12 protein-coding genes are annotated in these 13246 nt (G+C 46.4%); 2 read left to right on the forward strand and 10 right to left on the reverse strand.

Annotated features, from left to right (window positions below; genetic code table 11):
* Positions 1–188 precede the first annotated feature (188 nt).
* The gene (rpsU, locus tag AB8S08_RS10115; RefSeq protein ID WP_110075847.1) at positions 189–404 is read right to left on the reverse strand and encodes a 30S ribosomal protein S21; all 216 of its coding nucleotides are present in this window, start codon (positions 402–404) and stop codon (positions 189–191) included.
* A gap of 361 nt (positions 405–765) precedes the next feature.
* Between rpsU and AB8S08_RS10120 the strand changes: the two genes are divergently transcribed.
* A complete protein-coding gene (locus tag AB8S08_RS10120) occupies positions 766–1395 on the forward strand; it encodes a MarC family protein (protein WP_110075848.1) in 630 nt (209 codons plus the stop codon).
* A gap of 93 nt (positions 1396–1488) precedes the next feature.
* On the opposite strand, the gene tgt is transcribed toward AB8S08_RS10120, so the two are convergent.
* The 4 genes from tgt to AB8S08_RS10140 all read right to left on the reverse strand — a co-directional run bounded on the left by tgt (position 1489) and on the right by AB8S08_RS10140 (position 5974).
* A complete protein-coding gene (gene tgt / locus AB8S08_RS10125) occupies positions 1489–2604 on the reverse strand; it encodes a tRNA guanosine(34) transglycosylase Tgt (protein ID WP_110075849.1) in 1116 nt (371 codons plus the stop codon).
* 57 nt (positions 2605–2661) lie between these two features.
* Positions 2662–3708: a tRNA preQ1(34) S-adenosylmethionine ribosyltransferase-isomerase QueA gene (gene queA / locus AB8S08_RS10130; protein ID WP_369742661.1), complete on the reverse strand. Its 1047-nt coding sequence runs from the start codon at positions 3706–3708 to the stop codon at positions 2662–2664.
* Positions 3709–4009: 301 nt separating this feature from the next.
* Positions 4010–5278 carry an inorganic phosphate transporter gene (locus AB8S08_RS10135; protein ID WP_369742662.1) on the reverse strand — a complete coding sequence of 423 codons (1269 nt, stop codon included), beginning with the start codon at positions 5276–5278 and terminating at the stop codon, positions 4010–4012.
* A 15-nt stretch (positions 5279–5293) separates the two neighbouring features.
* Entirely contained in the window at positions 5294–5974 is a 681-nt protein-coding gene (locus AB8S08_RS10140; protein WP_110075852.1) for a TIGR00153 family protein, read from the reverse strand.
* Positions 5975–6140: 166 nt separating this feature from the next.
* On the opposite strand from AB8S08_RS10140, the gene AB8S08_RS10145 reads away from it, so the two are divergent.
* A complete protein-coding gene (locus AB8S08_RS10145; RefSeq protein ID WP_369742663.1) occupies positions 6141–6887 on the forward strand; it encodes a TerC family protein in 747 nt (248 codons plus the stop codon).
* 49 nt (positions 6888–6936) lie between these two features.
* Here AB8S08_RS10145 and AB8S08_RS10150 read toward each other — a convergent pair whose 3' ends face one another.
* The 5 genes from AB8S08_RS10150 to tkt form a co-directional block, all read right to left on the reverse strand.
* The gene (locus AB8S08_RS10150) at positions 6937–7728 is read right to left on the reverse strand and encodes a YdiY family protein (RefSeq protein WP_369742664.1); all 792 of its coding nucleotides are present in this window, start codon (positions 7726–7728) and stop codon (positions 6937–6939) included.
* Between the two features lie 84 nt (positions 7729–7812).
* Positions 7813–8877, reverse strand: coding sequence for a class II fructose-bisphosphate aldolase (gene fba, locus AB8S08_RS10155; RefSeq protein ID WP_110075854.1), 1065 nt, complete (start codon positions 8875–8877; stop codon positions 7813–7815).
* A 49-nt stretch (positions 8878–8926) separates the two neighbouring features.
* A complete protein-coding gene (locus AB8S08_RS10160) occupies positions 8927–10111 on the reverse strand; it encodes a phosphoglycerate kinase (RefSeq protein WP_369742665.1) in 1185 nt (394 codons plus the stop codon).
* A 17-nt stretch (positions 10112–10128) separates the two neighbouring features.
* A complete protein-coding gene (gene epd / locus AB8S08_RS10165) occupies positions 10129–11193 on the reverse strand; it encodes an erythrose-4-phosphate dehydrogenase (protein ID WP_369742666.1) in 1065 nt (354 codons plus the stop codon).
* A complete protein-coding gene (gene tkt, locus AB8S08_RS10170; protein WP_369742667.1) occupies positions 11190–13202 on the reverse strand; it encodes a transketolase in 2013 nt (670 codons plus the stop codon). Before tkt ends, epd begins: the two co-directional genes overlap by 4 nt.
* Positions 13203–13246 lie beyond the last annotated feature (44 nt).

Genomic DNA, 13246 nt, shown 5'->3' on the forward strand with positions numbered 1-13246 from the left:
TAGTTCAGATCATGGCGTCAGTGTACCCCAACTACTAACTCGTTGTAACGGTTGAATCGCTTTATCTAGATGTTAGAGCTTCGAGAATGACGCCCACAAAAAAACCGAACTGAGAAGACTCAATCCGGCTTTTGAGGTCTGTGCTGTAGTGACACCGCCGTCGGCTGCGCCGCTACGGTACCAGTTACTTAGTACAGACGAGTACGACGTGCGTTCTCGCGAGATAATTTCTTCGCGTGACGCTTAACCGCAGCGGCTTTCTTGCGCTTACGCTCTGAAGTAGGCTTCTCGTAGAATTCACGGCTACGTACTTCAGACAATACACCTGCTTTCTCGCAAGAGCGCTTAAAACGACGTAAAGCTACGTCAAACGGCTCGTTTTCTTTTACTTTAACAACTGGCATTAAAATCTCACCTCAATGAAAATTCGGTTGTTGGTTATCGGTACTGGTTAAAATATAACCACGATGATCAAAATTGGTGCTGAATTGTAGCGAGTTAAGATCGCGATGTAAAGCCTATCTGGTATTTAAATCACAGCTGACCGTTTGGGAGGATTGGAAGTGGTAGTTTCATCAGCGAAGGCTGAACAAAGCTGGTGAAGTTTAACCTACCACCTCCAAAGAACTGACTTGCGTGTTAGTATGCCATCAGCTTACGACACACAATGTCGGAGCAAAGATAATCCTGCTGAATTGAATGATTTTTTTGTTAACTTTGTGAGCAACAGGTAGAATAGCTCAACCCATTTGCCGGAGTGCCACCATGCTAGAAACCTTTCTCTTTCAGTTTACCTCGCTATTTACCATGATCAATCCCATAGCGGCGATTCCCATTTATATTGCTTTAACTGAAGCCATGACACCTAAGGCTGCTCGGTGGGTAGCCATGCGCGCCTCAATAACAGCCTGTATCGCACTTTGTACTTTTGCCTTAGTGGGCGAAGCTATTTTTAGCTTTTTTAATATATCTGTTAACGGATTGCGCGTAGCCGGCGGTATTTTATTCTTTGTGATGGGCTTTGAAATGTTGCGTGGGCGCACTGTACCTAAACGCGTTGATGGTGAAAGCGAAGCTGATTTTGGTTCTGACGTTGCGGTAACTCCAATCGGCATTCCCATGGTTGCTGGCCCGGGTGCCATTACCATGGTGATTCTATTTATTCAGGAAAGTCCCGCAACTAGCAACACCATTAGCTTATTCGCTGCTATCGTTGCAGTTTGTATTCTCACTGCTTTCGTTCTAGCTAGTGGGCGTCAATTTATGGCAAAACTCGGACGCAGTGGCAGTAAGATTTTGATGCGATTGATGGGCCTGATTGTGATGCTGATTGCTGTTGAATTCTTCTTTGCCGGTATCAAGCCTTATATCTTAGATATTGCGCGCGCTATCTAGTGCTTGATGCGCGAAGCACCAACTAAAAAGCCCCGCAGTGGTGACACTGGCGGGGCTTTCTTTTAGCTTACAAGAAGCGGTTACAAAACCAACTTACTTGAGCTCTGGGACAGGTAGACCACGCTTAGCATAAAATTCAGCGACGTGTTCTTCTAGCCGATCGGCTTCTATAGCATCACGTAAATCCTGCATTACTTTTTGATAAAAATGCAGGTTGTGAATGGTATTCAAACGACCGCCTAGCATTTCATTAGAACGATCCAAATGATGCAAGTAGGCGCGAGAATAATTCTTACAGGTGTAGCAATCGCACTCAGGGTCTAATGGCCCGGTATCGGTGCGATGCACTGCGTTACGAATTTTTACCACTCCGGTACTGATAAATAAATGACCGTTACGAGCGTTACGGGTTGGCATCACGCAATCAAACATGTCGACACCACGACGAACAGCTTCAACTAAATCTTCAGGCTTACCAACACCCATCAAATAACGAGGCTTATCAATCGGCATCGCAGGAGTAATATAATCTAACACCCGCATCATATCTTCTTTCGGCTCACCAACCGATAGCCCGCCAATGGCATAGCCATCAAAACCGATATCAGTAAGCCCCTCAAGTGAAATGGTACGCAACTCTTCGTACATACCACCTTGAATGATGCCAAATAACGCCGAAGGATTATCACCGTGCGCAGCTTTTGAGCGCTCAGCCCAGCGCAATGACAGCTCCATCGAAGAACGGGCTTCAGCTTGAGTAGCTGGGTACGGAGTACATTCGTCAAAGATCATGACAATATCCGAGCCTAGATCACGCTGTACTTCCATCGATTTTTCTGGGGTCAGCAAAATTTTCTCACCGTTAATGGGCGAACGGAAGGTAACGCCTTCTTCAGTAATTTTGCGCAATTCACCTAAGCTAAATACCTGAAAGCCGCCAGAATCGGTCAGAATCGGTTTGTCCCAATTCATAAAATCGTGCAAATCACCATGCTGTTTGATGATTGAGGTACCTGGTCTTAACATTAAGTGAAAGGTATTACCCAAACAGATTTGAGCCCCTGTTGCTTTAACTTCTTCTGGGGTCATACCTTTGACGGTGCCGGCAGTACCTACTGGCATAAAAGCTGGGGTTTCCACCACGCCACGTTCAAACACCATACGCCCACGACGCGCTTTGCCCGAGGTTGTTAACAATTCAAATTTCATTTAATCACCGCTATCTATGTAGTTCACGGAAAAACAGTCCGAGGCGCTTAGTATACCTTAGCTGGTGCGACGGGTCACAAACATTGCATCACCGTAGCTAAAGAAGCGATATTTTTCCGCTACTGCTGCGGCGTAAGCGGCCATCACCTGAGCTTGCCCAGCAAACGCCGAAACCAACATGATCAGGGTCGATTCAGGTAAATGGAAATTCGTAATCATGGCGTCTACTAGTTGGAATTCATAACCTGGATAGATAAAAATGTCCGTATCCGCAAAAAATGGCGCTAACTCTGTACCCGCTTTTTTAGCTGCTTGCGCTGCCGATTCTAAGGACCGTACCGAGGTGGTACCTACTGCAATCACACGGCCACCACGAGCGCGGGTAGCAGCAATCGCTGCCACTGTTTGCTCTGGCACTTCGGCATACTCACTATGCATATGGTGTTCAGTGATATTGTCTACTCGTACTGGCTGAAAAGTTCCGGCCCCAACGTGCAAAGTCACATAAGCAAACTCGACTCCCTTAGCACGTAGTTGCTGCAATATGGTCTCATCAAAATGTAAGCCAGCCGTAGGCGCCGCCACCGCTCCTGGCTTTTTATTGTAGACCGTTTGATAGCGCTCTTTATCACTGGCTTCGTCAGGCCGATCAATATAAGGTGGCAAGGGCATATGACCGAACTGCTCAAGCACTTCTAACAACGGCTGCTCGGTATGAAAGTACAATTCAAATAAGGCATCATTGCGCCCTAGCATTTCTACTTCTACCGCACCTTCTAAAATCATTCGTGCGCCCGCTTTCGGTGACCTATTACTTCGCAAATGCACCCAGGCTCGATGCTCATCGATAATGCGCTCAACCAAGACTTCAACTTTGCCACCCGAAACTTTTTCGCCCAGTAACCGTGCTGGTATAACTCGAGTATCATTAAAAACCAGTAAATCTCCGGCTTGCAGTTGCTCTACAATCTGCTTGAACTGCTGGTGCTGCACTTGCCCCGTAGGACCATCTAAACATAACAAACGGCTGGCACTGCGTTCGGGTTGTGGATAGCGTGCGATTAGCTCATCGGGTAATTCAAAGGCAAAATCTTTTACATTCATAGCTGTTACTTATTTAAGTTAGGCCAAACCCTTGGCGATACGTCGTCAATCAAGAACGACGGTTTAAGATTGCGCGTACTTTAACGTTTTTATCGCAGAAAAAAAACTCGGGCGGGTACTTAGCGCGCACAAACCTTGGCTGAACGACAAACTATTAGCCATTGCAAACAAGGCAAAAAAAAAGCGCATCACTAAGGATGCGCTAAAACGAGATGACAACCGATACAAGACCGGTTGCTTTAATTACGCTCACGGCAATTCAATTAGATCACCTGATTATCAGTTTATTTTCAAAATAGTATTAAGCGCCGAATGCAGCTTTAATAATATAGAAGAAAATAATCGACATAATAGCACCAGCAGGTAGCGTCACTACCCATGACACCACGATATTGCGCACCACACCTAAATTAAGTGCCGCAATACCACGCGCCATGCCTACCCCTAATACTGCGCCAACTAAAGTTTGCGTAGTAGAAATAGGTAGGCCAGTACCCGATGCGATGACCACGGTGGTAGCTGCAGCTAACTCAGCCGCAAAGCCACGACTTGGGGTTAAATGGGTAATCCCTTTACCAATAGTCGCAATAACACGGCGCCCCAGCATGGCCAAGCCTAGCACGATACCTACAGCACCTACCGGCAGCACCCACCAAGCTAATGCAGCTTTTGAGGAGATCTCGCCACCACTAGAAACAATACTTACTACTGCAGCAACAGGACCAATAGCATTGGCTACATCGTTTGATCCGTGGGCAAAGGCCATAGCACAGGCAGTAACAACCATTAACAACGCAAAGACTTTCTCAACGTTGGTGTAATGCATGTTGCGGTCTGCAGCAGGATCAAATTTCAAGCGGCTAATGGCAACTTTACCTAGCACCCCAACCACTACTGCCACGGCTATTGCCGTTAAGTAGCCTTCGGTGCTGGTCATTTCAATACCAACGTGCTTTAAACCTTTTTTGATGGTCACCAACGAAATCATAAAGCCGGTGAGAGCCATATAGAAAGGCACATAGCGTTTAGCCATTGCCAATGGGTTGTCTTGATCAAAGATAAGCTTTTGCGCACTCAAGAATACAAAGTATGCAATTAAACCGGCAATCATCGGGGTAATAACCCAACTACCGATAATACCAACCACCGAGCCCCAAGAGACTGAATCTACGCCAACACCTACTGCGGCGAAGCCAACAATAGCGCCAATAATAGAATGAGTGGTTGATACAGGCCAACCGGCCCAAGAGGCGATAAGTAGCCAGGTTCCCGCTGCCAGCAAAGAGCCGATCATACCAAACACCAAAAGTTCTGGTGTATCGACAAAATAACCGGAGTCGATAATACCTTTACGAATGGTTGAGGTAACCTCACCACCAGCTAAGTAAGCCCCAGCAAATTCAAAAATCATAGCTACAATGATGGCTTGCTTGATGGTTAAAGCTTTAGAACCTACCGAGGTACCCATCGCATTTGCGACATCGTTGGCACCAATCCCCCACGCCATAAAAAAGCCGAAACCGGCGGCGAGCAAGATCAACGTCGTGCTATACGTTGTTAAAATATCCATTGATTATTCTCCGGCTTAGACGCGGGCTAGCATCAATTCAAAGCGAGCACCCACGCGCTCAGCAAGATCTGCAAGGTCACCGACCCAATCCAAAATTTGATACAAGAACATCGCATCTAATGGGCTCATTTCATTTTCGAGAGCACGTAATTGACGACGTAACTTCACCTGTAAGGCATCCGTATCTTGCTCAATTTCGTCAAGCTCAGAAATCATTTTATCGACGATTTGACGTTCACGACCTTTAAAGCCTACTTCTAATAAATCGTCAAATTCACCAATGGTTTCTTTTGCTTTATCGGTAGCATCTAGACAACGTGATAAATAAGCATCAAAGCCTTCTATCATAGCTGCAGGGATTTGCATTTCACGGCCGGTCATAAGGCCTGAGATATCTTTTGCTTTATTAGCAATGCGGTCTTGTTGCGATACCAACTCAAGTAAATCGGTACGTTCCACCGGCATAAACAAACCGCTAGGAAGGTTTAAGCGAATATCACGCTTCATATCGTCAGCTGCTTTCTCTTTTTTGACGATTTCTTTGCGATGAATTTCTGCTTCGTCCCAGTTTCCTGAGTACACGGCTTGAAAGAAGGGTTTAAGCGTCATGGCACAATCGTGCACTTGCTCAATATGATCGATCATAGGTTTGATCGGAGACTTGGCAAACATACCAAGAAACGAATTTGCAGACATAAAAGTTCGCCTTTGTTGCTGCTGAAATAAACGTTTTATACAACCTCATTGAGGTGCGCGAATACTAACGAAGATTATTCGTACACGCAAAGCAAAAATTAAAGTTGTGCTTAAAGAGTAACCGATTTATGGTAATTTAAAAACAAATCAACAAAGAGAATTCATCATGTTCGAATGGATTTTACTACCCGAGGCATGGCTCGCTCTTATCACGCTCACCGCTTTAGAGATAGTTTTGGGCATAGATAACATTATTTTTATTTCAATCTTGGTCGGTCGATTGCCGCCAGCGCAGCGGCAACGCGCCCGGCAACTAGGACTAATGCTCGCGATGGGCATGCGTATTGCCTTACTCCTAGCTATTGTATGGGTGATGGGGTTAACTGAACCTCTGTTCAGCCTCTTCGGGCAAAGTTTTTCAGGAAGAGATCTTATTTTATTTGGTGGCGGCTTATTTTTATTAGCCAAAAGCACCCTTGAGATACATCACTCGCTAGAAGGCACTCACGATCAAACAAAAACTCCGAAAGCTGCTACTTTCAGTGCCATTATTGTGCAAATTGCACTGATTGATATCGTTTTTTCACTTGATTCAGTCATTACAGCGGTCGGTTTAGTTGATTACGTGACCGTGATGATTATTGCTATTATTATTGCGGTGTTAGTAATGATGGTGGCCGCCAAAGCTATCGGTGATTTTGTGGATAATCATCCAACCATAAAAATGTTAGCACTAAGCTTCCTAATCTTAATTGGCTTCACGCTCATGGGGGAAGGACTCGGCTTTCATGTTCCTAAAGGCTATGTTTACTTTGCTATGGCATTCAGCTTGGTGGTGGAGCTACTTAACCTTAAAATAAGAAAAGCGCGAGAGCCGGTTCACCTCAAAAAAAGACTGGGCGATGATAGCTAATCAAGGCCCAGTCTTATTCACGCCATTATAATCACTTAGTACAACTAAGTTAGAAGGTATAAACCAAAGTAACAGCGGTTTCGGTATCTAATTTTTCTTTGGTAGAGTCTTCTAAAAATGAGTTATGAGTACCGGCGATAGAAAGCTTCAGTGCCAACGAGCTATTAATATTGGCAGAAATAGAAGCCTCGGCACGGGTTTTAGTATTATCAGAACCCACTTCCGTAGAAGCCAATGCATTGAATTTAGAGTTTTTGCTCACATCCCACACCAAGTTACCAGCCAAACGCAAAATTGCGCTGGTTTCTTGTTCTTGTGGTACGCCGCCAACAATAGGCTTGCTCATCGAGTAACCAGGACCTATCTCGTAGTCGGCATAAATTTTTTCGTTGTAACGATAACGAGCACCGTAACCAATAGCTAACGTGCCTTGGTATTCATAACCACTGAACTTATCTTCTTCGTAAGAGCCGAACACAAATAACGAAGAACGGCTTTCAGGACTAAATTTATAGTTACTTTGGCCGGATAAAAAAGTTTTATCACCCGTCGTGATGGTATCACCAGTATTTTGATCAACTTGCTCCGAGCGATAATAATCAATCACGCCTTTATGGCGCCAGTTCTCAAAATCGCGGGCTAAATTCAATTTAGCCTTTAGTGTTTCAGTTTCGGTGTTACCAGAGGTGAATAACAGACCTAACTCAGCACTTGCATCCCACTCTTTTTTTGCCGTGGTATCTAAATCACTGGCATCATCGTACATAAAAATACTTGCCTGTGCAGTTCCAGCAACGGCAAATAAACTAATTATCGCAATAGTAGCTTGAGTTAAGCGCATATTTTCCCCTTTTGGTAGTACTTCAATCCTAAAGAAAGCCATACCCTTAGTATAACCTCTTGATATGGCATTCTAAACCCTGGATTAATTAACTTTAGCGTCTAATTCGCCCCGTTCGTAGCGCCCGAACATATCTTCTAGCGAAATCACCTTGATTTTGCTTGCTTGGCCGGCACAACCAAAGGCTTCATAGCGAGCTTTACAAATCTCGTACATAGCATCGGTCGAAGCTTTTAAATATTTACGTGGGTCAAAATTGCTGGTGTTCTGTGCCAAGTGGCGACGGATAGCACCCGTTGATGCCAAACGTAAATCGGTATCAATATTTACTTTACGTACGCCGTGTTTGATACCTTCAACGATTTGCTCAACCGGAACCCCATAAGTTTCTGGGATTTCACCACCAAATTCATTGATAACTTTTAACCATTCTTGCGGTACTGACGACGAACCGTGCATGACCAAGTGGGTATTTGGAATCCGTTTGTGGATTTCTTTAATTCGATCAATCGCTAAAATATCACCGGTTGGTGGGCGTGAAAACTTATAGGCACCGTGTGATGTACCACAAGCAATAGCTAACGCATCTACATTAGTGGCACGAACGAACTGTGCTGCTTCTTCTGGGTCGGTTAACAGCTGGTCGTGTGTGAGCTTGCCTTCAGCACCTACGCCATCTTCTTCACCAGCTTCACCGGTTTCCAAACTACCCAATACACCCAACTCACCTTCAACCGATACGCCACAGGCATGCGCCATAGCTACCGTTTGCTGAGTAACTTGTACGTTATAGTCGTAATCCGCCGGAGTCTTACCGTCTTCGCGCAATGAGCCATCCATCATTACTGAGCTGAAACCCAATTGAATCGAACGCTGACAAACCGCCGGTGAGGTGCCGTGATCTTGGTGCATAACAACAGGAATATGTGGCCATTCTTCAATTGCGGCTAAAATCAAGTGACGCAAAAAAGGTGCACCAGCGTAGCTGCGAGCACCGGCAGACGCTTGTACAATTACCGGGCTATCGGTAGCATCAGCTGCCATCATAATGGCCCGCATTTGTTCTAAGTTGTTGACGTTAAAGGCCGGTACCCCGTAGCCTTGCTCAGCTGCATGGTCGAGCAACTGACGTAATGAAATCAAAGCCATGTAATATCTCTCCTAATATTTTTGTGTAATTTGGCTTATAGATAGCTGCTTAGCCGTGTTGTGCGCGTTCTTCCAAAATCGCCACAGCCGGCAGTTCTTTACCTTCTAAAAATTCTAAAAATGCGCCGCCACCCGTAGAAATATAGCTGATTTTGTCGGCAATTCCGTATTTATCAATAGCAGCTAGAGTATCACCACCGCCAGCAATCGAAAATGCCTTACTGTTAGCAATAGCTTCAGCTAAAACTCGCGTACCTTCACCAAACTGGTCGAACTCAAATACTCCAACGGGACCATTCCAAACAATGGTACCGGCCTGTTCTAACATCTTGGCAAAAGCTTGAGCGGTATCCGGACCAATATCAAACACCATGTCGTCCGCTGCAATAGCTGTTACCGGCTTAGTTTCCGCTGTTGCGTTAGCACTAAATTCTTTACCGGTAACCACATCTGAAGGTAGCGGAATATCACCACCTTTGGCTTGTGCCGCAGCTACTAAGCGACTAGCTTCTGCTTGTAAATCGGCTTCATACAGAGATTTGCCGACCCCGTGTCCGGCTGCGGCAATAAAGGTGTTGGCAATACCACCACCGACAATCAATTGATCCACTACCGTAGATAACGATTCTAATACCGTCAACTTGGTCGAAACCTTCGAGCCACCAACAATAGCCACTAACGGCCGCGCAGGATTTGCTAATGCTTTACCTAGCGCATCTAATTCGGCTGCAAGTAACGGTCCGGCGCAAGCCACATCAGCGTATTTAGCAACACCGTGAGTAGATGCTTGAGCACGGTGCGCAGTACCAAATGCATCCATCACAAAGACATCGCACAAAGCAGCTAACTTTTGTGCTAAAGCATCATCGTTTTTCTTCTCACCTACATTAAAGCGAATATTTTCAAACACCACAACTTCATTTACAGCCACGTCTACGCCGTTCAGATAATCAGTGGCTAAACGAGCCGGCACATCAAGATGTTCGTTTAACCAATCTACCACCGGCTGCAATGAAAACTCGGCGTCGTAGACACCTTCTTCCGGGCGCCCTAAGTGCGACATCACCATCACTTTGGCGCCAGCCGCTACGGCTGCTTGAATGGTTGGTAACGCAGCACGCAAACGTGCATCTGAACTAACTTTGCCAGCGTGAATTGGGACATTCAGATCTTCTCTAATCAGTACCCGTAAACCGGCTAAATCTAAATCTGACATAGTAATGACTGCAGCCATAAAAAAATCCTTCTTAATTATTTTGAATCTGTTGCTAACATCACTTGCACTGTATCTAACATGCGGTTGGCAAAGCCCCACTCGTTGTCGCACCAGCACAACACTTTAATCAAACGTTTATCGGCGACCCGAGTTTGGGTGCCATCAACAATGCTTGAGCGCGGGTCGTGATTAAAATCGATCGATACCAGCGGCTCATCGGTGTAACCTAGCACGTTAGCATAAGCGCCCTGTGCGGCCTCTGCTAATACTTGATTAACCTGCTCTATACTCACCTCAGCATGCACAGTTACACTCAAATCCATAGCTGTTACGTTAGTGGTTGGCACCCGTACCTGAATAGCCTCAAACCGTCCGGCAAATTTCGGCAAGATCCGTTCAATGCCGCGTGCTAATCGAGTATCCACTGGAATAATCGAGCGCCCAGCAGCCCGAGCTAAACGTGGATCAGTATGGTAAGCATCAATCACTTGCTGATCATGCATAGCTGCGTGAATGGTGGTAATAGCACCACTGTCGATACCAAAGGCCTGATCTAAAACAGCAATGACCGGCACAATACAATTGGTCGTACAAGAACCGTTCGAGACCCACTGATGGTCAGCCTTGATGGCTTGATGATTCACGCCATAAATAGCAGTAAAATCGAGATCTGCAGCACCAGGCTGTGAAAACAGTACCCGCGGAATGCCTTGCTGTTGATACGCAGCACCATCGTCTCGAGTACCAAATACGCCGGTACAATCAAGCACGGCATCTAACTGCAGCGCTTGCCAATCGAGCTGTTCTAACTGAGCTGCAGAAGAAACCACAATTCGATCCTTGGCCACCTGCAAACTTTGATCTTCTGCAACACTAACCTGCTCGCTGAACCTGCCATGGCTGGTATCATATTTGAGTAAATGAGCCATACTGGCAACTGGTGCTAATTCATTGATGGCAACCACCTGCAGTTGGTCACGATAGCCGCGTTCGTACAAAGCTCGCAACACGCTGCGGCCAATACGCCCAAACCCATTGATAGCAATGCGTTTAGGCTGGCTTGCCGATGCGCTCAACAGCTCGGTTAGGGGTTGGCTCATGCTGATAATAGCTCTTGTGCTTGGTTCACAATATTCTCTACCGTGAAACCGAAGAACTTAAACAAATCACCGGCTGGAGCAGATTCGCCAAAGCTGGTCATGCCAACCACGCGGCCTTGCAGTCCTACGTACTTGTACCAGTAATCAGCAATACCTGCCTCAATAGCAATTCTACGGGTTACCCGAGCAGGTAACACCGACTCTTTGTAGTCGGCACTTTGTGCGTCAAACAGGTCGGTACAAGGCATAGATACTACGCGTACCTGTGTTCCTTGCTGTTGTAACTGCTGTGCTGCTTGCATCGCTAGTTCAACTTCTGAGCCCGTTGCCAGCAAAATCAAATCAGCCGGACCAGCGCTATCAAGGAGGATATAACCGCCTTTCTCGATCGCCGCAACCTGCTCCTCGGTACGAATTTGCTGAGCTAAATTTTGACGACTAAAAATCAAAGCGCTAGGGCCATCGGTACGCAATAAAGCCGCTTTCCAAGCAACCGCAGACTCAACTTGGTCACACGGGCGCCAGGTACTCATGTTTGGGGTCATGCGCAAACTTGCTGTTTGCTCTACCGGTTGGTGCGTTGGGCCATCTTCGCCTAAACCAATTGAATCGTGAGTGTAAACAAAAATACTGCGTTGCTTCATTAGCGCAGCCATACGCACCGCATTACGTGCATATTCCATAAACATCAAGAAGGTAGCGCCATAAGGTACAAAACCACCATGTAACGCAATCCCATTCATGATTGCCGACATGCCAAACTCACGCACTCCGTAATAGACATAGTTACCCGCGGCATCATCAGCGCTCACACCTTTAGCGCCGCTCCAAAGCGTCAGGTTTGACCCAGCTAAATCTGCTGAACCACCAAGCAATTCTGGCAGCATAGGGCCATAGGCATTCAATGCATTCTGCGAAGCTTTACGACTAGCGATAGCTGCTGGCTCCGCTTGTAAACTAGCAATATAGGCATCCGCTTGGGTGGCAAAATCGGCCGGTAACTCGCCCGCTAAACGACGTTCTAGTTCTGCTGCCAGCTCAGGGTAGGCTTGTGCATACGCAGCAAAGGCTTGTTGCCATTGTTGTTCGGCGGCCGCACCTGATGCTTTAGCAGACCATGCAGCATACACATCGGCGGGAATTTCAAACGGCCCGTACGACCAACCCAATTGCTCCCGTGCCGCAGTAATTTCATCGGCACCTAATGGCGCGCCGTGGCAGCTTTCTGTGCCTTGTTTGTTGGGCGCACCAAAACCAATAATGGTTTTGCAAATAATTAGCGTAGGTTTATCTGTTACCGCTTGGGCAGCATGAATAGCCGCTTTGATAGCTTCGGCATCGTGACCATCAACATCGGCAATCACGTGCCAGTTGTACGCATGAAAACGTTGCTCAGTATTATCCGTAAACCAGCCTTCAACTTCGCCATCAATAGAAATGCCATTATCATCATAAAAAGCAATCAACTTACCCAGGCCGAGAGTACCAGCTAACGAGCAGGCTTCGTGTGAGATACCTTCCATTAAACAACCGTCACCTAAAAAGGTATAGGTATAGTGGTCGACAATGTGGTGCTGTGGACGATTGAATTGTGCCGCTAAAACTTTTTCAGCTAAAGCCATACCTACCGCGTTGGTAATCCCTTGTCCCAGCGGCCCTGTTGTGGTCTCAACTCCAGGGGCATAACCGTACTCAGGATGGCCCGGCGTTTTTGAATGTAACTGACGGAACTGCTTAAGATCGTCAATGCTGAGATCGTAGCCACTTAGGTGTAACAACGAGTAGATCAGCATCGAGCCATGGCCGTTAGACAGCACAAAGCGGTCACGGTCGGCCCAATTGGGGTTGGCTGGATTATGTTTAAGGAAGTCGCGCCATAGAACTTCAGCAATATCGGCCATGCCCATAGGTGCGCCAGGATGGCCTGAATTTGCTTGCTGTACCGCATCCATACTAAGGGCACGGATAGCATTGGCAAGGTGCTTACGCTCAGATACTGCTGTAGTCATAACAAAACCCCGAATTAGCTGGTAAGAATATTTGCACAAAAGGT

This window comes from Pseudidiomarina sp. PP-1MA (assembly GCF_041200125.1).
Taxonomy (GTDB): Bacteria; Pseudomonadota; Gammaproteobacteria; order Enterobacterales; family Alteromonadaceae; genus Pseudidiomarina; species Pseudidiomarina fusca.